General features: G+C 70.3%; 20 protein-coding genes. 17 read left to right on the top strand and 3 right to left on the bottom strand.

The annotated features are described in order from the left end of the window. Positions 1-18 precede the first annotated feature (18 nt). Positions 19-660, bottom strand: coding sequence for a potassium channel family protein (locus DY245_RS41375; protein ID WP_128512279.1), 642 nt, complete (start codon positions 658-660; stop codon positions 19-21). Between the two features lie 67 nt (positions 661-727). Here DY245_RS41375 and DY245_RS41370 point away from each other — a divergent pair, with 67 nt between their 5' ends. The 3 genes from DY245_RS41370 (at position 728) to DY245_RS41360 (ending at position 3392) form a co-directional block, all read left to right on the top strand. Next, positions 728-1285, top strand: a complete 558-nt coding sequence (locus DY245_RS41370) for an HIT family protein (RefSeq protein ID WP_128512278.1) — start codon at positions 728-730, stop codon at positions 1283-1285. Positions 1286-1386: 101 nt separating this feature from the next. Further along, positions 1387-2181 carry a polysaccharide deacetylase family protein gene (locus tag DY245_RS41365; RefSeq protein WP_244943586.1) on the top strand — a complete coding sequence of 265 codons (795 nt, stop codon included), beginning with the start codon at positions 1387-1389 and terminating at the stop codon, positions 2179-2181. Then, complete coding sequence (locus DY245_RS41360; protein WP_128512277.1) at positions 2181-3392, top strand: YncE family protein; 1212 nt, start codon at positions 2181-2183, stop codon at positions 3390-3392. The genes DY245_RS41365 and DY245_RS41360 overlap by 1 nt, the downstream gene beginning before the upstream one ends. Before the next feature lie 30 nt (positions 3393-3422). On the opposite strand, the gene DY245_RS41355 is transcribed toward DY245_RS41360, so the two are convergent. Both DY245_RS41355 and DY245_RS41350 read right to left on the bottom strand, forming a co-directional pair. Beyond that, a complete protein-coding gene (locus DY245_RS41355) occupies positions 3423-5075 on the bottom strand; it encodes a hypothetical protein (protein ID WP_128512276.1) in 1653 nt (550 codons plus the stop codon). A gap of 211 nt (positions 5076-5286) precedes the next feature. Then, complete coding sequence (locus tag DY245_RS41350; protein WP_128512275.1) at positions 5287-7485, bottom strand: elongation factor G-like protein EF-G2; 2199 nt, start codon at positions 7483-7485, stop codon at positions 5287-5289. 277 nt (positions 7486-7762) lie between these two features. Here DY245_RS41350 and pgsA point away from each other — a divergent pair, with 277 nt between their 5' ends. The 14 genes from pgsA to DY245_RS41280 all read left to right on the top strand — a co-directional run bounded on the left by pgsA (position 7763) and on the right by DY245_RS41280 (position 20625). Then, a complete protein-coding gene (pgsA, locus tag DY245_RS41345) occupies positions 7763-8419 on the top strand; it encodes a phosphatidylinositol phosphate synthase (protein ID WP_128512274.1) in 657 nt (218 codons plus the stop codon). Next, on the top strand, positions 8416-9390 hold the full coding sequence (locus DY245_RS41340; protein WP_128512273.1) for a phosphatidylinositol mannoside acyltransferase: 975 nt from the start codon (positions 8416-8418) through the stop codon (positions 9388-9390). The genes pgsA and DY245_RS41340 overlap by 4 nt, the downstream gene beginning before the upstream one ends. Continuing rightward, positions 9387-10547 carry a glycosyltransferase family 4 protein gene (locus tag DY245_RS41335; protein ID WP_128512272.1) on the top strand — a complete coding sequence of 387 codons (1161 nt, stop codon included), beginning with the start codon at positions 9387-9389 and terminating at the stop codon, positions 10545-10547. The genes DY245_RS41340 and DY245_RS41335 overlap by 4 nt, the downstream gene beginning before the upstream one ends. A 64-nt stretch (positions 10548-10611) precedes the next feature. Next, positions 10612-11157 carry a LemA family protein gene (locus DY245_RS41330; protein WP_128512271.1) on the top strand — a complete coding sequence of 182 codons (546 nt, stop codon included), beginning with the start codon at positions 10612-10614 and terminating at the stop codon, positions 11155-11157. Positions 11158-11423: 266 nt separating this feature from the next. Further along, positions 11424-12335, top strand: coding sequence for a pyridoxal 5'-phosphate synthase lyase subunit PdxS (gene pdxS / locus DY245_RS41325; protein WP_128512270.1), 912 nt, complete (start codon positions 11424-11426; stop codon positions 12333-12335). Positions 12336-12343: 8 nt separating this feature from the next. Next, positions 12344-12934: a pyridoxal 5'-phosphate synthase glutaminase subunit PdxT gene (gene pdxT / locus DY245_RS41320; protein ID WP_128512269.1), complete on the top strand. Its 591-nt coding sequence runs from the start codon at positions 12344-12346 to the stop codon at positions 12932-12934. Between the two features lie 63 nt (positions 12935-12997). Then, complete coding sequence (locus DY245_RS41315) at positions 12998-13750, top strand: YebC/PmpR family DNA-binding transcriptional regulator (RefSeq protein ID WP_128512268.1); 753 nt, start codon at positions 12998-13000, stop codon at positions 13748-13750. A 202-nt stretch (positions 13751-13952) separates the two neighbouring features. Continuing rightward, positions 13953-14522, top strand: coding sequence for a crossover junction endodeoxyribonuclease RuvC (gene ruvC / locus DY245_RS41310; protein ID WP_128512292.1), 570 nt, complete (start codon positions 13953-13955; stop codon positions 14520-14522). Next, positions 14519-15139 carry a Holliday junction branch migration protein RuvA gene (gene ruvA, locus DY245_RS41305; protein ID WP_128512267.1) on the top strand — a complete coding sequence of 207 codons (621 nt, stop codon included), beginning with the start codon at positions 14519-14521 and terminating at the stop codon, positions 15137-15139. The genes ruvC and ruvA overlap by 4 nt, the downstream gene beginning before the upstream one ends. An 82-nt stretch (positions 15140-15221) precedes the next feature. After that, positions 15222-16310, top strand: coding sequence for a Holliday junction branch migration DNA helicase RuvB (gene ruvB / locus DY245_RS41300; RefSeq protein WP_128512266.1), 1089 nt, complete (start codon positions 15222-15224; stop codon positions 16308-16310). 162 nt (positions 16311-16472) lie between these two features. Beyond that, positions 16473-17015 carry a preprotein translocase subunit YajC gene (yajC, locus tag DY245_RS41295; protein WP_128512265.1) on the top strand — a complete coding sequence of 181 codons (543 nt, stop codon included), beginning with the start codon at positions 16473-16475 and terminating at the stop codon, positions 17013-17015. A gap of 151 nt (positions 17016-17166) precedes the next feature. After that, entirely contained in the window at positions 17167-18957 is a 1791-nt protein-coding gene (gene secD / locus DY245_RS41290; protein WP_128512264.1) for a protein translocase subunit SecD, read from the top strand. 1 nt (position 18958) lies between these two features. Then, positions 18959-20080 (top strand): protein translocase subunit SecF, encoded by a 1122-nt coding sequence (gene secF, locus DY245_RS41285; RefSeq protein ID WP_128512263.1) that lies wholly within the window; start codon positions 18959-18961, stop codon positions 20078-20080. Then, entirely contained in the window at positions 20077-20625 is a 549-nt protein-coding gene (locus tag DY245_RS41280; RefSeq protein WP_128512262.1) for an adenine phosphoribosyltransferase, read from the top strand. Before secF ends, DY245_RS41280 begins: the two co-directional genes overlap by 4 nt. Positions 20626-20958 lie beyond the last annotated feature (333 nt).

The following is a 20958-nucleotide window of genomic DNA, read 5'->3' as shown; positions in this document are numbered from 1 at the left end:
CGGCTCCCCGGGGCCCTGTCATGCCTCGCCCTCCTGCCGGAAGCGCCGCATCAGCCAGGAGGAGAAGGAGCCCACCACCGCTCCGACCAGGCCGACCCCGAGGAACATCAGGCCCACACCGGTCACCCGGCCGCGTCCGGTGACCGGTGTGGCGTCGCCGTATCCGGTCGTCGTCAGGGTCGAGGCGGCCCACCACACCGCGTCGCCGAAGGTGCGGATGTCGGCGTGCGGGGCGCCGCGCTCGTCGTGGTAGACGGCCAGGCTGGCGGCGAAGCCCAGCAGCAGCGAGGTCAGTCCGGCGTACGCCATCACGCGTGCCTCCAGGGCGAGCCGCGGATGATCCCTGCGCCGCTGCATCCGCTCGTGCAGATCGACGATCCGCAGCGGTCGCAGCAGGGGCAGCACGGTCACGATCAGGTCCAGCCAGCGGGTGCGCACGAAGTGCCGCCGGTCATCGCTGAGCAGCAACCGGGCCAGATATTCAAGGATGAAGGCACCCCAGGTCACGGCGGTGACGATCTCCCAGAAGGTGCTCCAGCCGGGGGAGAGGCCGGGGACGAGTACCCGGACCGTGTAGGAGGTCAGGAAGAGCAGTGAGGCGGCGAAAAGGTAGGGCTCGGCAGTTTGCTCCCACGTCCACAGCCGCTGTTGCCTGTCCACCGGCCCAGCATCGCGGAGCGGCCCGGGGGAGGCGCCCCAGCGACACGCTGTCAATGGACGAAGCCATATGCTGGCCCGTATGACAAGCGAGCCGGAGCAGCAGATCGGAGTCGGGACGCAGGACGCCTTCCAGCGCCTGTGGACGCCCCACCGGATGGCCTACATCCAGGGGGAGAACAAGCCGACCGGCCCGGGGGCCGACGACGGCTGTCCGTTCTGCACGATCCCCGCGAAGTCGGACGAGGACGGCCTCGTGATCGCGCGCGGTGAGAAGGTCTACGCGGTGCTGAACCTGTACCCGTACAACGGCGGCCATCTCATGATCGTCCCGTTCCGCCATGTCGCCGACTACACCGAGCTGGACGGTTCGGAGACCACGGAGCTGGCGGAATTCACCAAGCGGTCGATGACCGCGCTGCGCACCGCGTCCGGGGCGCACGGCTTCAACATCGGGATGAATCAGGGCACCGTCGCCGGTGCCGGGATCGCGGCCCATCTCCACCAGCATGTCGTCCCCCGCTGGGGCGGCGACACCAACTTCATGCCGGTGGTCGGGCACACCAAGGTGCTGCCCCAACTCCTCGCCGACACACGGAAGATGCTGGCCGCAGCCTGGCCTGCGTAGGAGCTGCCGGCCGTCGTCCGGGGCGGTGGCCGAGGCGACACGCACTCGTACGAATCGGATAGATCGCCCTAATCCGGATTAGTTGCCTCTCTAATGGGGTGGTGACTTCACTGGATCGTCGTTCCGTGCTGCGCGCGGCCGCCTCGGCCGCGGCCGCCGGAGCGCTCGTGGCGGGCTGCGACCCCCACCGGGACGAGGACTCCGGCACCGTAGGACGCGAACCGAGTCCCTCCGGGGCGGGCCAGGCCTCGCCCGCCCCGGCGCACGCCGCCCGGCCGCCCACCCGGGCTCCCGGCCTGCCGGTTCAGATCGAACACGGGCCACGGGGAGGCCACGCGGTCGCACTGACCTTCCACGGCCGCGGCGACCCCAAGCTGGCGACCGCCCTGCTGGGCGAGGCCGAGCGGGCGGGCGCCAAGGTCACCGTCCTCGCCGTCGGCGACTGGCTCGACGAGCAGCCCGCGATGGCCCGCCGGATCCTCGACGGCGGCCATGAGCTGGGCAATCACACCATGCACCACCGCAATATCTGCGCCCTGCCGGCCGCCGAGGCATACGCCGAGATCAGCCGGTGCGCCGACCGGCTGCGCGCCCTCACCGGCAGCATCGGCAGCTGGTTCCGCCCCTCGCAGACCCGGCGGGCCACGGACCTGGTGACCGGGCTGGCCCGTCGGGCCGGCTATCCGCATGTCCTGTCCTACGACGTGGACTCCCTCGACGCGAACGACCCCGGTGCCCCGGCCGTCCAGCGCACGGTCCTGGAGTCGGCCCGGCCGGGCTCGGTCGTGAGCCTCCATCTCGGGCACGCCGGCACGGTGGCCGCGCTGCCCCCGATCCTCGACGGCCTCCGCCGGCGCGGTCTGCGCGCGGTGACGACAACGGAGCTAGTGACCTGATGGCTGACCGGAACCGGAACCGTACCGATGACCGTAAGAGCCTGCGCGCCCGCCACCGGGCCGCGCTGCTCGCCGTGGCCTGCGTGCTGGTGGCGGCGGGCTGCGGTGGCGGTGACGAGACCAAGCCCGCCGCGCGGAGCCCGCATCCGGTCGAACGCGCGCCGGTCAACGGTGCCAAACAGGGCCTGCCCGGGATGCCGCCGCTGATCGACGAGCACGACCTCTACGCGGCGGACCGGCCGGGCAAGCTTGTGCCGCAGGTCAAGGGCTTCCCCTCGCGGATCTATGTCCCCAACACCGGTTCCGACACGGTCAGCGTCATCGACCCGAAGACATACAAGGTCATCGAGACCATCCCGGTGGGCGTACAGCCGCAGCATGTCGTGCCGTCCTGGGACCTCAAGACGCTCTGGGTCAACAACAACCGGGGCCATGACCTCACCCCGATCGACCCCGCCACCGGCAAGGCCGGCAAGCCGGTCAAGGTCCACGACCCGTACAACCTCTACTTCACGCCCAACGGGAAGTACGCGGTCGTGATGGCCTCGATGGACCGGCAGCTGGTCTTCCGCGACCCGCACACCATGGAGATCCGCAAGACCCTCCCGGTCGGCTGCGCGGGCGTCAACCACGCCGACTTCTCGCCGGACGGAAGGTACTTCATCGTCTCCTGCGAGTTCTCGGGCGAGCTGCTGAAGGTCGACACCGAGAAGATGAAGGTCATCGGCCAGGAGAAGCTGCCGTTCGACGGGGCGATGCCGCAGGACGTGAAGATCTCCCCGGACGGCAGGACCTGGTACATCGCCGACATGATGGCCGACGGCATCTGGGTCCTCAACGGCGACAAGTTCGACCAGCCGAAGCTCATGGCGACCGGCAAGGGCGCCCACGGCCTCTACGTCAGCCGCGACTCGAAGCACATGTACATCTCCAACCGCGGCGAGGGCTCCATCTCCCTGCTCGACTTCAGGACCGGCGAACTCGTCGACAAATGGCATATCCGCGGCGGCGGCAGCCCCGACATGGGCGGTCTGTCCACCGACGGCAAGGTCTTGTGGCTGTCGGGGCGTTACAACTCCGAGGTCTATGCGCTGGACACCCGTACCGGCAAGACCCTCGCCAAGATCCCGGTCGGCCAGGGCCCGCACGGTCTGGCGGTCTACCCGCAGCCGGGGCGGTACTCCCTGGGGCACACCGGCATCTTCCGGTAGCCCCCTCGCACCGTACGGACCCGCCGCCCCTTATGCGTTGTACTCGTCCGCCTTCTGCGGCTCCACGCCCTGGATCATGCCGCTGAGCATCAGGGAGCGGTTGGTGAAGCGCTCGGTGTCCACGCCGTTCTCCTTGAGGACGTTCATCGCGGCGGCGTGGACCGTACGCAGCACCGGGGTCGCGGCGCGCAGTGCGTCATCGGCCATGAAGCGGTGGCGCCAGGGCTTGTCGGCCCAGACATGCCGCAGACCGAACGGCTCGGGGAGGGTCAGCTTGCCGCCGAGGAAATCCAGGACCGGCGGGAACCAGGTCAGCGGCGCGCGGGCGGCGAGCCGGACCACCTCCTGCGGTTCGATCAGCGGCAGATGCTGGGTCTTGGTCTCCCAGAACTTGATGACCTTGGCGACGTCCTTGGTCTTCGGCTCCGGCTTGGTCGTGAAGAGGCCGTTGACCGGACCGAGGGCATGACCGGTCACCTCGATGCGCAGCGTCTCGTGCAGCACGGTGACGGTGATCATCAGGGTGATCACGAGCTGGCCGTCCCACAGCACGAACTGGACGCCGAGGTAGTGGCGGTTGCCGCTGCCGAACTGCTGGTCGTTGCAGATCCGCTCTATCTCGTGACCACGGATCTGGTAGGCCTCCACATGGGTGCCCTCGGGGCGGCTCACGGCGGCGGCCTTCTCACCGACCGGCGAGACGATCCAGTGGCGGACCGAGGGCGTGGGGAATCCGCCGGTGTGCAGCGGGCTGCGCTCCAGCAGCCGCAGCTTGTCGTGGATCGCGCGGATGACGTCCCAGCTGCGGAAGGGGTTGATCTCCGTGCCCTCGCGCACCGGCTTGAGCTCCTCGGCGAGCTGCCAGCTGCCCCAGCGCGTGCCCATGCCGAGTATGCCCTTGGGGCCGGCGTAGAAGACGACATTGCTGTGCTGCTCGGCGGAGACTTTGGCGAGATTCTGCCGGAGGGTCTCTGCGGCGATCTCGTTCGGATCCTGCGGCACCGCCTCGGGGATCTTGGCGGCCACGCCGCCGCCCTCCAGCAGCCCCTTCCAGGCCTCCCGCATGGCCACCGCGGTCTTCTCGCAGATCTGCTTGGCCAGCCACCAGCCGACCACCGGGGCGATGATCATGGCGCGTGCGTACATCGGCCAGAAGCCGCTCAGCGGCAGCTTGATCATGAAGAACAGGGCGACGCCGCCGAGCACGGTCAGCAGCACCCCGCCGAGCAGCGAGAGGCTCTTGCCGTCGTCCTTGGAGAGCATCTTGCGCAGCTGGAAGACGCCCAGCCACAGCAGCACACCGGGCAGGAACAGCAGCCCGAACAGCACCATCAGCAGCGTCAGTTTGATGTCCCGCTGCTTACGGACGCGGGTGGCGGACAGACAGTGCTCGACGACGGTCTGCGGCTCGGTCCCGAAGGACTGGATGAGCGGCTTGCGGCCGCCGCCCAGCATCCGCACCTGCACCGCCCGCGAGAACGCCTCGCCGAGGTTGGGCGCGAACAGCGACAGCTTCGGCTTCTTGATCTCGGACTTGCCGGAATCGGAGTCGGCCTTGGAGATATCGGCGAGCGGGCTGTCCCGGTAGGCGGCCGAGGCCAGCGCCTGGGTCGCCGCCGTCTGCCCGGCGCTTCCCGAGAGCGGCACCTGCGCCCCAGGACTGAAGTCAAAGCCGTCTGCCACTACCGCCCCCACACCGCACGCATCCGATGATGCGGCTCTTCCCGACTTCTGCCGACGGCACACCTGCTGAGAGCCAGTCTTCTGAGCCTGTGACCTCGCATCCTGCCGTTGGGCCGCGGCGGCGCCGTACCGGCTCAACGGCAGGATCTCAGCGTACAGCCGCCGTCCACCCCAAGGGAGTTGAGTCGGACAGCGGCTGACCGGCCGTTAACTATCCGCCGTTCTCGGCCTGTTCCCGCAGTTTCCCGGCGAGCTGCGGCGGCATCGGCTCATGCCGGAGGTAGACGCGGGAGAAGCGCCCGGTGCCGTGGGAGAGGGAGCGCAGATCGACGGCGTAGCGCCCGATCTCGATCTCGGGCACCTCGGCGCGCACCACGGTGCGGCCGGCCCCCGACTGCTCGGTGCCCACCACCCTGCCGCGGCGCCCCGACAGATCGCTCATCACCGGTCCGACGAAGTCGTCCGGAACCAGCACACTCACCTCGGAGACCGGTTCGAGCAGATCGATCCGCACGTCGGTGGCGGCCTCCCGCAGCGCCAGTGCGCCCGCCGTCTGGAACGCGGCGTCCGACGAGTCGACCGAGTGCGCCTTGCCGTCGAGCAGCGTGACGCGGATGTCGACCAGCGGATGCCCGGCGGCGACCCCGCGCGCGGCCTGGGCGCGTACGCCCTTCTCGACGGACGGGATGAACTGCCGGGGCACCGCGCCGCCCACGACCTTGTCCACGAACTCGATGCCGGAGCCGCCCGGCAGCGGTTCGACCTCGATCTCGCAGATCGCGAACTGGCCGTGCCCACCGGACTGCTTCACATGGCGCCCACGGCCCGCGGAGGCGGCGCCGAAGGTCTCCCGGAGCGCCACCTTGTGCGCGACCGTGTCCACCTGGACGCCGTAGCGGTTGCGCAGCCGCTCCAGCGCCACATCGACATGCGCCTCGCCCAGGCACCACAGGACCACCTGGTGGGTGTCCTGATTCTGTTCGAGCCGCATCGTCGGGTCCTCCGCCACCAGCCGGGACAGGCCCTGCGAGAGCTTGTCCTCGTCGGCCTTGCTGTGCGCCTGGATGGCGACCGGCAGCAACGGGTCCGGCATCGTCCAGGGCTCCATCAGCAGCGGGCTGTCCTTGTCGGACAGGGTGTCGCCGGTCTCGGCGCGCGACAGCTTCGCCACACACGCCAGATCGCCGGCGATCGCCTTGGGCAGTGGCCGCTGCTGCTTGCCGAACGGGGCGGACAGCGCGCCCACCCGCTCGTCGACGTCATGGTCCTCATGGCCCCGGTCCTCCAGGCCGTGGCCCGAGACATGCACCGTCTCGTCCGGGCGCAGGGTGCCGGAGAAGACCCGTACCAGTGAGATCCGGCCGACGTACGGGTCGGAGGAGGTCTTGACCACCTCCGCCACGAGCGGGCCGTCGGGGTCGCAGCGCAGCGACTCCCGGGGGGCGCCGTCCAGGCTGGTCACGGCGGGTGCCTCGCGCTCCGCAGGGGTCGGGAAGCCGCCGGTGATCAGCTCCAGCAGCTCTACGGTGCCCAGCCCCTGTTTGGAGCCGTCGGCGGCCGGCGCCGCGGCCAGTACGGGGTGGAAGGTGCCGCGCGCGACCGCCGTCTCCAGATCCTCGATGAGGGTCTTGACGTCGATCTCCTCGCCGCCGAGGTAGCGGTCCATCAAGGACTCGTCCTCGCTCTCGGCGATGATGCCCTCGATGAGGCGGCTGCGGGCCGCCTCGATCTGTGGCAGCTCCTCCTCCGTCGGGGCACGTTCGGTGCGCTCGCCGGAGGAGTAGTCGAAGACCCGCCGCGAGAGCAGGCCGATCAGGCCGTGCACGGGGGAGTGGCCGTCGGCGCCCGGTGTCCCGTACAGCGGGAGGTAGAGCGGCAGCACGGCGTCCGGGTCCTCGCCGCCGAAGGTGGCCTGACAGTGCTCGGTCATCTCGCCGAAGTCGGCGCGGGACGCCTCCAGGTGCGTGACGACCAGGGCGCGCGGCATGCCGACGGCAGCGCATTCGTCCCAGACCGTACGGGTCGCGCCGGCCACGCCGTCGGCCGCCGAGACAACGAAAAGGGCCGCGTCCGCTGCGCGCAGACCGGCCCTGAGTTCCCCGACGAAATCGGCGTATCCGGGGGTGTCCAAGATATTGATCTTGATTCCGCCCCAGTCAACGGGGACCAGGGAGAGCTGCACGGAACGTTGCTGGCGGTGCTCGATCTCGTCGTAGTCGGACAGACAGCCGCCGTCCTCTACCCGGCCCGCCCGGTTGACCGCGCCGGATGCCAGCGCGAGGGCCTCGACAAGAGTGGTCTTTCCGGATCCGGAGTGGCCGACCAGCACCACATTCCGCAGGGCCGTGGGCTGGTCGGCCGTTGATGCCCTGCCGGCGGCTCCTGGGTGTGTACTCGACTTCTCGCTCATGTGTCTCGCCTCCAGGTCGACACTTTGCGGTGATTCGAGCTTTCCACCGAGGCCATGATGCGTCCATACATGGCACAAGGACCCGGTGCTCCCAAGGGGTCTGGAGCACCGCTTCCCGGGGCCCGCCGGCGCACCCGGCGGCGCGCGAGGGCGGCCCCGAGCCGTGGGATGCGCCCTGCGCCGCGATGCGTTCGTGGTGGCCCCTGGCCTCCTGGCTACGATGGGCCAGCCGGTGGCCCCTTGACCGCGCGGCCCATATCGACCCTTCGGGAAGGCCATGCTGAACAAGTACGCGCGTGCTTTCTTCACGCGTGTTCTCACGCCGTTCGCCGCCCTGCTCATCCGTATCGGGGTCAGCCCGGACGCGGTCACCCTTGTCGGCACCGGAGGCGTGGTGGCCGGCGCCCTGATCTTCTACCCGCAGGGCGATTTCTTCTGGGGCACGGTCGTCATCACCCTGTTCGTCTTCTCCGACCTGGTCGACGGCAACATGGCGCGGCAGCTGGGCCGCTCCAGCCGCTGGGGGGCCTTTCTCGACTCCACGCTCGACCGGGTCGCCGATTCGGCGATCTTCGGCGGGCTCGCCCTCTGGTACGCGGGGCGCGGCGACAGCCTGATGCTCTGCGCGATGGCGATCTTCTGCCTCGCCAGCGGCCAGGTCGTCTCGTACACCAAGGCGCGCGGTGAGGCCATCGGGCTGCCGGTGGACGTCAACGGGCTGGTGGAGCGCGCCGAGCGGCTGGTCATCACGCTGGTGGCCTGCGGCCTGTCCGGTCTGCACGCCTTCGGGGTGCCCGGCGTCGAGGTCCTGCTGCCGATCGCTCTGTGGATCGTCGGTGTCGGCAGCGCCGTCACGCTCGGCCAGCGCGTGGTCACGGTACGCCGCGAGTCGGCCGAGGCCGACGCCATCGCACAAGGGGGAAACAGCGCATGAGCAGTCCACGCAGGACCGGCCGGCCGGGGATCGACACCGACAAGCTCACCGACGCGCTCTACGGCCTGGGCTGGAGCACCGTCAAGAAGCTGCCCGAAGGGGTCGCCGTACGGCTCGGCCGGAAGATCGCCGACACGGTCTGGAAGCGCCGCGGCAAGGGCATCCTCCGCCTGGAGGCGAACCTCGCCCGGGTGGTCCCGGACGCCTCTCCGCAGCGTCTGGCCGAGCTCTCCCGGGCCGGGATGCGCTCGTACATGCGCTACTGGATGGAGTCCTTCCGCCTGCCGGCCTGGAGCAAGGCACGGATAAGGACCGGTTTCATGCCCGAGGACGTGCACCACCTGGTCGACGGTCTCAAGAGCGACCGTGGCGTCATCCTCGCCCTGCCCCACATGGGCAACTACGACCTCGCTGGCGTCTGGGTCACCACCAAGCTCGGTGTCCCCTTCACCACCGTCGCCGAGCGCCTCAAGCCCGAAACCCTCTACGACCGCTTCGTCGCCTACCGCGAGGGCCTGGGCATGGAGGTGCTGCCGCACACCGGCGGCGGCGCCTTCGGCACCCTCGCCCGGCGGCTGCGGGACGGCGGCCTGGTCTGCCTGGTCGCCGACCGCGATCTGTCCAGCTCCGGCATGGAGGTCACGTTCTTCGGCGAGGCGACGAAGATGCCGGTCGGCCCCGCGATGCTCGCCGTCCAGACCGGCGCGATGCTGCTGCCCGTCACCCTCTGGTACGACGACACCCCTGTCATGCGCGGCCGGATCCACCCGGAGATCGAGGTACCGGAGACCGGTACCCGCGTCGAGAAGGCCGCCCGGATGACCCAGGCGCTCGCCGACGTCTTCGCCTCCGGCATCGCCGACCACCCCGAGGACTGGCACATGCTGCAGCGCCTGTGGCTCGCCGACCTGGAGCCGCGTAAGGAGCCCGGAGCGGGCGACGCCGGGGCCTCCGGATCGGAGTCGGCGTGAAGATCGGCATCGTCTGCCCGTACGCCTGGGACGTCCCCGGCGGCGTGCAGTTCCACATCCGGGACCTGGCCGACCACCTCATCCGGCTCGGCCACGAGGTCTCCGTGCTCGCCCCGGCGGACGACGAGACCCCGCTGCCGCCCTATGTCGTCTCGGCCGGCCGCGCCGTGCCGGTGCCCTACAACGGCTCGGTCGCCCGGCTCAACTTCGGCTTCCTGTCCGCGGCCCGGGTACGCCGCTGGCTGCAGAACGGCGCCTTCGACGTCATCCACATCCATGAGCCGGCCTCGCCCTCGCTGGGGCTGCTCTCCTGCTGGGCCGCCCAGGGCCCGATCGTGGCGACCTTCCACACGTCCAACCCGCGCTCGCGGGCGATGATCGCCGCGTATCCGATCCTGCAGCCCGCGCTGGAGAAGATCAGCGCGCGCATCGCGGTCAGCGAGTACGCCCGCCGCACCCTCGTCGAACACCTCGGCGGTGACGCGGTGGTCATCCCCAACGGCGTGGACGTCGACTTCTTCGCCCGGGCCGAGCCCAAGGCCGAGTGGCAGGGGAGGACGATCGGCTTCATCGGCCGGATCGACGAGCCGCGCAAGGGCCTGCCGGTCCTGATGAAGGCGCTGCCCGCGATCCTCGCCGAGGTGCCGGACGCCCGGCTGCTGGTGGCCGGCCGCGGGGACGAGGAGGAGGCCGTCGCGGCGCTGCCCGCCGAGATGCGCTCCCGGGTCGAATTCCTCGGCATGGTCAGCGACGAGGACAAGGCCCGGCTGCTGCGCAGCGTCGACGTCTATGTCGCGCCCAACACGGGCGGTGAGTCCTTCGGCATCATCCTCGTGGAGGCCATGTCGGCCGGTGCCCCCGTACTGGCCAGCGACCTCGACGCCTTCGCCCAGGTCCTGGACAAGGGCGAGGCCGGCGAACTGTTCGCCAACGAGGACGCGGACGCCCTCGCCGCCGCCGCGGTACGCCTCCTCGGCGACCCCGCCCGCCTGGCCGAACTGCGCGAACGCGGCAGCAAGCACGTACGCCGCTTCGACTGGTCCACGGTCGGCGCCGACATCCTCGCCGTGTACGAGACCGTCACCGCCGGCGCCGCCTCGGTGGCCACCGACGAACGGGTGGGCCTACGGGCCCGCCGCTGGCTCGCCAAGGACTGACCTCGGCCGCCCACCGCCTGCCCGCAGCCGGTCCGGGCCGGGCGCAGCGGTAACGTGACCCGCCGTGACCACGTTCATCTGGATCGCCGCGGCGATCGTCCTCATCGGCATCTACCTGAGCTGGACGGCCGGCCGCCTCGACCGCCTGCACGCGCGGATCGACGCGGCCAGGGCGGCTCTCGACGCCCAGCTGCTCCGGCGCGCGTCCGTCGCGCAGGAGGTGGGCACCTCCGGTGTCCTCGATCCCGCCGCCTCGATCGTTCTCTACCAGGCCGCGCACGAGGCCCGGCAGGCCGACGAGGACCACCGCGAGGTCGCGGAGAGTGAGCTGAGCCAGGCGCTGCGGGCCATTTTCGCCGAGGAGGCACAGCTGGAGGCCGTACGGGAGGCGCCCGGCGGCGAGCGTACGGTCACCGAACTCACCGCCGCGGTCCGTCGCGTCCCGATGGCCCGCCGTTTCCACAACGACGCCGTACGGGCCGCGCGCGCCGTCCGCCGGCACCGGGTGGTGCGCTATCTACGGCTCGCCGGCCACGCCCCCTTCCCGCTGGCCTTCGAAATGGACGACGAGCCTCCGGCCGTCCTGGATGACCGCTCGGCCGGAAACTGAGCGCCGAGACGGGGGAGACGAAGCGGGGGGAGCCGAAACCGCGGAGCCGAAACCGGGAAGCCGGAACGGGGCGCCGGAACCACGGCGGCAAATCCTCGGGGTCGCCACCCGAGCGACGGAATCGAAAAGCCGGAATCCCGGCCCCGGAATCTGCGACTCCGCACCCTCACGAGCCACTGACCTCTAATTGGCCCTTTTCCCGGCCCGCTCACAAAGGGTTGTGTGGGCGCAGGAGTACAGCCACCCGCACTGAGTGAGGTCAAACCGTGTCCAGCACGCCCACCACGCCCCAGAACCCCGAGACCGGAACCGCGCGCGTCAAGCGCGGAATGGCCGAGCAGCTCAAGGGCGGCGTGATCATGGACGTCGTCACGCCGGAAGAGGCGAAGATCGCCGAGGACGCGGGCGCCGTCGCCGTCATGGCCCTGGAGCGGGTCCCCGCCGACATCCGCAAGGACGGCGGCGTGGCCCGTATGTCGGACCCCGACATGATCGACGGCATCATCGACGCCGTCTCCATCCCGGTCATGGCCAAGTCCCGTATCGGCCACTTCGTCGAGGCCCAGGTCCTCCAGTCGCTCGGTGTCGACTACATCGACGAGTCCGAGGTCCTCACCCCGGCCGACGAGGTCAACCACTCCGACAAGTGGGCCTTCACCACCCCCTTCGTGTGTGGTGCCACCAACCTGGGCGAGGCGCTGCGCCGCATAGCCGAGGGTGCCGCCATGATCCGCTCCAAGGGCGAGGCCGGCACCGGCAACGTCGTCGAGGCGGTCCGCCACCTGCGCCAGATCAAGGCCGAGATCGCCAAGCTGCGCGGCTGCGACAACAACGAGCTGTTCGCCGCCGCCAAGGAGCTGCGCGCCCCGTACGAGCTGGTCAAGGAGGTCGCCGAGCTCGGCAAGCTGCCGGTCGTGCTGTTCTCCGCCGGTGGTGTGGCCACCCCGGCCGACGCCGCGCTGATGCGCCAGCTCGGCGCCGAGGGTGTGTTCGTCGGCTCCGGCATCTTCAAGTCCGGTGACCCCGCCAAGCGCGCCGCCGCGATCGTGAAGGCCACCACCTTCTACGACGACCCGAAGGTCATCGCGGATGTCTCCCGCAACCTGGGCGAGGCCATGGTCGGCATCAACTGCGACACCCTCCCCGAGGCCGAGCGCTACGCCAACCGCGGCTGGTAGGACCATAGATGAGCACCCCCACCATTGGTGTGCTGGCCCTCCAGGGCGACGTCCGCGAGCACCTCACCGCGCTCGCGGAGTCGGACGCCCTGGCCCGGCCGGTGCGCCGCCCCGAGGAGCTGGACGAGGTCGACGGCCTGGTCATCCCGGGCGGCGAGTCCACCACGATGTCCAAACTGGCGGTCGTCTTCGGCATGCTGGAGCCGCTGCGCGCGTTCGTCCGCGCGGGCAAGCCGGTCTACGGCACCTGCGCCGGCATGATCATGGTCGCGGACAAGCTGCTGGATGCCCGTGAGGACCAGGAGACGCTCGGCGGCATCGACATGATCGTGCGCCGTAACGCGTTCGGGCGGCAGAACGAGTCCTTCGAGGCCGCCATCGACGTCACCGGCATCCCCGGCGGACCGGTCGAGGGCGTCTTCATCCGGGCGCCGTGGGTCGAGTCGGTCGGCGGAGCGGTCGAGGTCCTGGCGACGTACAACGGGCACACCGTGGCCGTCCGGCAGGGTAACGTCCTCGCCACGTCCTTCCACCCGGAGCTCACCGGTGACCACCGGGTCCACCACTTGTTCGTGGACATGGTGCGTAACACCCTGTGACGCAGCCCCGGTAGGATCTAAGGCGTTCGTTTCGGAAATTGGTTACGCGAAGGAGACAGGCGGATGTCCGGCCACTCTAAATGGGCTACGACGAAGCACAAGAAGGCCGTGATCGATGCCAAGCGCGGCAAGCTCTTCGCGAAGCTGATCAAGAACATCGAGGTCGCGGCCCGCACGGGCGGCGCCGACCCGGACGGCAATCCGACTCTCTTCGACGCCATCCAGAAGGCCAAGAAGAGCTCGGTACCCAACAAGAACATCGACTCGGCGGTCAAGCGCGGTGCCGGCCTTGAGGCCGGTGGCGCCGACTACGAGACGATCATGTACGAGGGTTACGGCCCCAACGGTGTCGCGGTGCTCATCGAGTGCCTCACCGACAACCGCAACCGTGCCGCCTCGGACGTCCGCGTCGCCATGACCCGCAACGGCGGTTCGATGGCCGACCCCGGCTCGGTGTCCTACCTGTTCAACCGCAAGGGCGTGGTGATCGTCCCCAAGGGTGAGCTGAGCGAGGACGACGTTCTCGGTGCGGTCCTGGACGCGGGCGCCGAGGAGGTCAACGACCTCGGTGAGTCCTTCGAGGTGCTCAGCGAGGCCACCGACCTGGTCGCGGTCCGCACCTCCCTCCAGGAGGCCGGCATCGACTACGACTCGGCCGACGCCAACTTCGTCCCGACCATGCAGGTCGAGCTGGAGGAAGAGGGCGCGCGCAAGATCTTCAAGCTGATCGACGCGCTGGAGGACAGCGACGACGTGCAGAACGTCTTCGCCAACTTCGACGTCTCGGACGATGTGATGGCCAAGGTCGACGCCTGACGGGCACCGACTGGACCACGACAACGGCCCGCCGGAGAGATCCGGCGGGCCGTTGCGTCTGCTGTGGGCAAGGCCGTTGAGCGGTCCGCACGTACCGGACCCGGCCCGGACGGCGGCCACACCGCCCGGCCCCCGACGCATTGTCAGTGGCAGCCGATAACCTGCACGAACAGTCTGTCGGTTGGCCGAGGAAGGGGGCATCGTGCGCGTACTGGGCGTGGACCCGGGGCTGACCCGATGCGGGGTCGGCGTGGTGGAGGGCGTCGCCGGCCGTCCGCTGAAGATGGCCGGCGTCGGCGTCGTCCGCACCCCGGCGGACGCGGACATCGCCCACCGCCTGGTCCTCATCGAGCGCGGGATAGAGGAGTGGCTGGACACCCACCGCCCCGAATTCGTCGCCGTGGAGCGGGTGTTCAGCCAGCACAATGTCCGTACGGTCATGGGCACCGCCCAGGCCAGCGCGGTCGCCATGCTGTGCGCGGCCCGCCGTGGACTGCCGGTCGCGCTGCACACCCCCAGCGAGGTCAAGGCCGCCGTCACGGGATCAGGGCGGGCCGACAAGGCCCAGGTCGGCGCGATGGTCACCCGCCTGTTGCGGCTCGACGCGCCACCGAAACCGGCCGACGCCGCCGACGCCCTCGCCCTTGCCATCTGCCACATCTGGCGCGCGCCCGCGGTCAACCGCCTCCAGCAGGCGCAGGCCGCGGCCCGTCGCACCGCCCCCGTTCCCGCCCCCGGCATCCGCCGGGCACCCCAGAAGGGCATCCGATGATCGCCTTCGTCTCCGGCCCGGTCGCGGCCCTCGCACCGGACGCCGCCGTCGTCGAGGTCGGCGGGATCGGCATGGCCGTCCAGTGCACGCCGAACACCCTCTCCGCGCTGCGCCTCGGACAACAGGCCAAGCTCGCCACCTCCCTCGTCGTCCGCGAGGACTCGCTCACGCTGTACGGCTTCGCCGACGACGACGAACGGCAGACCTTCGAGCTGCTGCAGACCGCCAGCGGCGTCGGCCCCCGGCTCGCCCAGGCCATGCTCGCGGTGCACTCCCCGGACGCGCTGCGCCTCGCCGTCTCCATCGGCGACGAGAAGGCCCTCACCGCCGTGCCCGGCATCGGCAAGAAGGGCGCGCAAAAGCTGCTCCTGGAACTCAAGGACCGGCTCGGCGAGCCGATCGGCACCGGCCGCGCCGGCATCGGCAGCGCCGTGACGCCCGGCTGGCGCGACCAGCTGCACGCCGCGCTGATCGGGCTCGGCTATGCCACCCGCGAGGCCGACGAAGCGGTCACCGCGGTCGCCCCGCAGGCCGAGGCGGCGGTCGCCGCCGGCGGAGCGCCCCAGGTGCCGCAGCTGCTCAAGGCCGCCCTGCAGACCCTGAACCGGACGCGATGACCGGCGCCACCCGGGCCCCGCGCCCCCGACCGAACGACCCCGCAGGCGGCCCGGCCGCCCCGACCCCGCGAGGCAATCCGCAGTGAACTGGGACGACACCGCACCACCCACCGCCGAGGACGCCGCCCTGGGCGCGCCCGACCGGCTGGTCGGGGCCGACGCGGACGGCGAGGACACCGCGGTCGAGGCCGCGCTGCGGCCCAAGGACCTCGAAGAGTTCGTGGGCCAGGAGCGGGTGCGTGAACAGCTCGACCTGGTGCTGCGCGCGGCCCGCGCCCGCGGCGCCACCGCCGACCATGTCCTGCTGTCCGGGGCACCGGGCCTCGGCAAGACGACCCTCTCGATGATCATCGCCGCCGAGATGGGCGCCCCGATCCGTATCACCTCCGGCCCCGCCATCCAGCACGCCGGCGATCTCGCCGCGATCCTCTCCTCCCTCCAGGAGGGCGAGGTCCTCTTCCTCGACGAGATCCACCGGATGTCCCGGCCCGCCGAGGAGATGCTCTACATGGCGATGGAGGACTTCCGGGTCGACGTGATCGTCGGCAAGGGCCCGGGAGCCACCGCCATCCCCCTTGAGCTCCCGCCGTTCACCCTGGTCGGCGCCACGACCAGGGCCGGTCTGCTGCCGCCCCCGCTGCGCGACCGCTTCGGCTTCACCGGCCATATGGAGTTCTACGCCCCCGCCGAGCTGCAGCGGGTCATCCACCGCTCCGCCGGACTGCTGGACGTCGAAATAGAGGCGGAGGGCGCGGCCGAGATCGCCGGCCGCTCCCGCGGCACCCCCCGTATCGCCAACCGCCTGCTGCGCCGCGTCCGCGACTACGCCCAGGTCAAGGCCGACGGCGTGATCACCCGCGAGATCGCCTCGCAGGCCCTCGATGTCTACGAGGTCGACGGCCGCGGCCTGGACCGGCTCGACCGCGGTGTGCTCACGGCCCTGCTCAAGCTCTTCGGCGGCGGCCCGGTGGGTCTGTCCACCCTCGCGGTCGCGGTGGGGGAGGAGCGCGAGACGGTCGAGGAGGTCGCCGAGCCGTTCCTCGTACGGGAGGGGCTGCTGGCTCGGACCCCCAGGGGCCGGATCGCGACCCCGGCCGCCTGGGCCCATCTCGGGATGGCCCCGCCGCAGCAAGCGGGCGGAAGCGGACAGCAGGGCCTGTTCGGGGCGTGACGGCGCGGAGACTCGCCCGGTCAGGAACTGCGGTGCGATGCTGGGCGTTGTTCCACTGGTGGGGACTCGCTTAGACTCCGCCGATGCCGTCCGTATGGACCGGCATACCCACCCCCGTATATGAGACCGCGAAGCCGCGGTCGTGCGAAGGATTTCCGTCCCGTGAGTATCGTGACTCTCCTCCCCTTCATCGTCCTCATCGGGGCCATGTTCCTGATGACGCGGTCTGCCAAGAAGAAGCAGCAGGCAGCCCAGCAGATGCGCAATGAAATGCAGGCCGGCACCGGCGTTCGCACGATCGGTGGCATGTACGCGACTGTCAAGGAAATCCACGAGGACACCGTCCTCCTGGAGGTCGCCCCCGGCGTGCACGCCATCTACGCCAAGAACGCCATCGGCGCGGTGCTCGCGGACGAGGAGTACAACCGCATTCTGGACGGTGCCGACCCGATCCACGGCGACGAGTCGATCGTCCCGGACGACGCCTCCTCGCTGACCGGCGACACCGCCGGCGAAGCCACCGAAACGGGTGACAAGGCCGAGAAGATCGACCTGGGCAAGGCCGAGACCCCGGCCGACGCCGAGCCCGCCGCCGAGGCCGAGGCCGAGGTCGAAGCCAAGGACGCCAAGGACGCCAAGGACACCGTCAAGGCCGACGCGGACGCCGCCAAGGACGAGAAGAAGTCCGGCGACGACGCGAAGTAGTCCGCTCTCCACGGAACCGCGGAGCACGCGATGTGACGTGCACCGCGGTTCCGGAACGGTCTAGGCTCCGGCGGGGGCACGTCCCCACAAGACTTCGTGGCTCTTCGGCCGACATCCCAGGCCGAGGGGTTGGACAGGGAGATACGAGAAGGTGGCAGCACCGAAGAAGGGCCGCAGGGCGCCCGCGAGCCAGGGGCATCCGGGCCGCACCCTGATCCTGGTCCTCCTCGCGATGGCGGGGCTGATCGGGGGCATGTTCTACTCCGGCACGCTGGCGCCCCGACTGGGCATCGACCTGGCCGGCGGCACCAGCTTCACGCTCCAGGCGGAGAACCAGCCGGGCAAGCCCAACGCGATCAACGAGACCAACATGAAGACCGCCGCGGGAATCATGGACCGGCGGGTCAACGGTCTGGGTGTGTCCGAGACCGAGGTGCAGACCCAGGGCGAGAACCACATCATCGTGAACATCCCCAAGGGGACGAACGCGAAGCAGGCTCGCCAGCAGGTCGGCACCACCGCTCAGCTCGGCTTCCGGCCGGTGCTGACCACCACCGCGGGCACCAAGACCCCCGAGCCCACGCCCAGCCCCTCCAAGGGCGGCAAGAACGACAAGGGCAAGGGCGACAAGGCCACCGGTCAGAAGGCCACGGGCAGCCAGGGCAGCGGCAAGCAGAACGCCTCGTCCTCGCCGACGCCCAGCGCGAGCGCCACGACCCAGGGCCGCGCGGTCACGGACTCCCTGAAGAAGGCGCCGTCCGCCCCGCCCACCGCCTCCGGGTCCTCCAAGCCCGCCACCCCGCCGACGCCGCCGGCCGGTGGTGCCTCCGACGTCCCCGCGCCGCTGCAGAAGCAGTTCGCCGCGCTGGACTGCACCACCAAGGCCTCGCGCGCCGCGGCCGGTGAGCGGGCCGCCGCCTCCAAGCCCAGCGACCCGGTGGTGGCCTGCAAGGACGACGGCACGCAGAAGTACGTGCTCGGCCCGGTTGCCGTCGAGGGCACCGACGTCAAGGACGCCAAGGCCGTCTTCGACAGTCAGCAGGGCCAGGGCTGGATCGTCCAGATGGACTTCACCTCCGACGGTGGCAAGAAGTTCGCGGACATCACCGGCAAGCTCGCCACCAAGGTGCAGCCGCAGAACCAGTTCGCGATCGTCCTGGACGGCGCGGTGGTCTCCGACCCGCGCGTCAGCGAGCGGCTCAACGGTGGCAACGCCACGATCTCCGGCGGCTTCACCCAGCAGTCCGCCGAGGACCTGAGCAACATGCTGTCCTACGGCGCCCTGCCGCTCTCCTTCAAGATCGTCGACGAGACCACGGTCACCGCGGCGCTCGGCGGTGAGCAGCTGCAGGCCGGCCTCGTCGCGGGCGCCATCGGCCTCGCGCTGGTCGTCATCTACCTCGTCGCCTACTACCGGGGTCTGGCCCTGGTGGCGCTGGCGAGCCTCGGGGTCTCCGCCGTCCTGACGTACACGATCATGACGCTGCTGGGCCCGGCCATCCAGTTCGCGCTGAACCTGCCGGCCGTCTGTGGCGCCATCGTCGCCATCGGCATCACGGCCGACTCGTTCATCGTCTACTTCGAGCGCATCCGGGACGAGATCCGCGAGGGCCGCACCCTGCGTCCGGCCGTCGAGCGGGGCTGGCCACGCGCCCGCCGTACGATCCTGGTCTCCGACTTCGTGTCGTTCCTGGCCGCCGCGGTGCTGTTCATCGTCACCGTCGGCAAGGTGCAGGGCTTCGCGTTCACGCTCGGCCTGACCACCGTCCTCGACGTCGTCGTGGTCTTCTTCTTCACCAAGCCCCTGATGACGCTGCTGGCCCGGCGGAAGTTCTTCTACGAAGGCCACTCCTGGTCCGGCCTCGATCCCCAGCGCCTGGGCGCCAAGCCGCCGCTGCGCCGTAGCCGTAGCACCGCCTTTACGCAGACGAAGGAGGCGTGAGATGTCCAAGCTCGGAAACGTCGGCGCCCGGCTCTACCGCGGCGAGGTCGGCTACGACTTCGTCGGCAAGCGGAAGATCTGGTACGGCATCTCGATCCTCATCACCATCACGGCCATCGTCGGCCTGGCGGTGCGCGGCCTGAACATGGGCATCGAGTTCTCCGGTGGCGCGGTCTTCACCACCCCGAAGACCTCGGTGTCCTCCACGGAGGCGCAGCACAAGGCCGAGTCGGTGGCCGGTGAGCATCAGGTCGTCGTCCAGAAGCTCGGCGGTGGTGCGCTGCGCATCCAGATCAGCGGTCTGGACACCAAGCAGTCGCTGCCGGTCCAGGAAGCGCTCGCCAAGGACCTGAACGTCCCGGTCAAGGACGTCAACACCCAGCTGGTCGGTCCGAGCTGGGGTGAGGAGATCGCCAACAAGGCCTGGCTGGGCCTGGGGATCTTCATGGTGCTGGTGGTGCTCTATCTGGCCATCGCCTTTGAATGGCGGATGGCGCTCGCCGCCCTGGTCGCCCTGATCCACGACCTCACGATCACGGTCGGCATCTACGCCCTGGTCGGCTTCGAGGTCACCCCGGGCACGGTCATCGGTCTGCTGACGATCCTCGGTTACTCCCTCTACGACACGGTCGTCGTCTTCGACAGTCTCAAGGAAGCCTCCAAGGAGATCACCAAGCAGACCCGCTTCACCTACAGCGAGATCGCCAACCGCAGCATCAACGGCACCCTGGTGCGCTCCATCAACACCACCGTCGTCGCCCTGCTCCCGGTCGCCGGTCTGCTGTTCGTCGGTGGCGGTGTGCTGGGCGCGGGCATGCTCAACGACATCTCGCTGGCCCTGTTCGTCGGTCTCGCCGCCGGTGCGTACTCCTCGATCTTCATCGCGACCCCGCTGGTCGCCGACCTGAAGGGCCGCGAGCCGCAGATGAAGGCGCTGGCCAAGCGGGTGCAGGCGAAGCGCGCCGTGGCCGCGGCCAAGGGCGCGAGCCAGGAGGACCCGCAGGACGAGCTCCCCGGCGGCGAGGAAGCCGAGGACGGCGACGGCACGGCGGTCGTCGGACCGCGGCACCAGCCCGCCTCCCGTGGCCGTGGCCGCGGCCGTCCGTCGGGCAAGCGCCGATGAGCGCCCGCGGAGCTCTGCGCGAGCTGCTCCTCAGCCGTATCACCGATGTTCCGGACTATCCGCAGCCGGGCGTGGTGTTCAAGGACATCACCCCGCTGCTGGCCGACCCGGTCGCCTTCGGCGCGCTGACCGACGCCTTTGCCGAGCTGTGCGAGCGGCATCGGGTGGACAAGGTCGCGGGCCTGGAGGCGCGCGGTTTCATCCTCGCCGCCCCGGTCGCGGTCCGCGCCGGCGTCGGGTTCGTCCCCGTACGCAAGGCGGGCAAGCTGCCCGGCGCGACGCTCGGCCAGGCGTACGAGCTGGAGTACGGCACCGCCGAGATCGAGATCCACGCCGATGCGGTGGCCCCCGGCGACCGGGTGCTGGTGATCGACGACGTGCTCGCCACCGGTGGCACCGCCGACGCATCGCTGCAGCTCATCCGCCGTGCGGGCGCCGAGATCGCCGGCCTGGCAGTGCTGCTGGAGCTGGGCTTTCTCGCCGGGCGGCAGCGGGTGGAGCCGGGCCTGAAGGGCGCACCGCTGGAGGCCCTGATCACGGTCTGAGCCGGCCTCGGACACCACACCAGCAGCAGGGGCCCCGGAAGAAATCCGGGGGCCCCTGCTGCTGGTGTCATGTACGGACCCATGGCCGCGGGGGAGTCGCGGCCTTGGGGTCGATACCATGGCACCCCGACCCGTTCGAGGTCCTGGGGTCCGGAACCGCTTGAGGAGTGCTCTTGCCAGACGAGGCCCAGCCGCTCTCCCCCGGACTGCGTCCGGCGGGATCCCACGCCGCGCGCCCGGACGAGCCGAAGCCGGCCGCGGCTTCCTCGGACGCGCCCACGCCCGAGCGGCACAGCGCGCCCGACGGCACCGCCAAGCCCCGGCCGCCGGCCG

It is taken from the genome of Streptomyces inhibens, from assembly GCF_003389455.1.
Lineage (GTDB): Bacteria > Actinomycetota > Actinomycetes > Streptomycetales > Streptomycetaceae > Streptomyces > Streptomyces inhibens.
The sequence above is the reverse complement of the archived record's forward strand: the minus strand, read 5'-3'. Positions and strand labels throughout refer to the sequence as shown.

What these genes read in the sequence shown, in the direction of transcription:
- DY245_RS41370 (WP_128512278.1), top strand. Translation starts at nt 728, where the DNA reads ATGCTGGCCCGTATGACAAGCGAGCCGGAGCAGCAGATCGGAGTCGGG.
- DY245_RS41360 (WP_128512277.1), top strand. Translation starts at nt 2,181, where the DNA reads ATGGCTGACCGGAACCGGAACCGTACCGATGACCGTAAGAGCCTGCGC.
- DY245_RS41350 (WP_128512275.1), bottom strand. Translation starts at nt 7,485, where the DNA reads ATGAGCGAGAAGTCGAGTACACACCCAGGAGCCGCCGGCAGGGCATCA.
- pgsA (WP_128512274.1), top strand. Translation starts at nt 7,763, where the DNA reads ATGCTGAACAAGTACGCGCGTGCTTTCTTCACGCGTGTTCTCACGCCG.
- DY245_RS41340 (WP_128512273.1), top strand. Translation starts at nt 8,416, where the DNA reads ATGAGCAGTCCACGCAGGACCGGCCGGCCGGGGATCGACACCGACAAG.
- pdxT (WP_128512269.1), top strand. Translation starts at nt 12,344, where the DNA reads ATGAGCACCCCCACCATTGGTGTGCTGGCCCTCCAGGGCGACGTCCGC.
- DY245_RS41315 (WP_128512268.1), top strand. Translation starts at nt 12,998, where the DNA reads ATGTCCGGCCACTCTAAATGGGCTACGACGAAGCACAAGAAGGCCGTG.
- ruvA (WP_128512267.1), top strand. Translation starts at nt 14,519, where the DNA reads ATGATCGCCTTCGTCTCCGGCCCGGTCGCGGCCCTCGCACCGGACGCC.
- secF (WP_128512263.1), top strand. Translation starts at nt 18,959, where the DNA reads ATGTCCAAGCTCGGAAACGTCGGCGCCCGGCTCTACCGCGGCGAGGTC.
- DY245_RS41280 (WP_128512262.1), top strand. Translation starts at nt 20,077, where the DNA reads ATGAGCGCCCGCGGAGCTCTGCGCGAGCTGCTCCTCAGCCGTATCACC.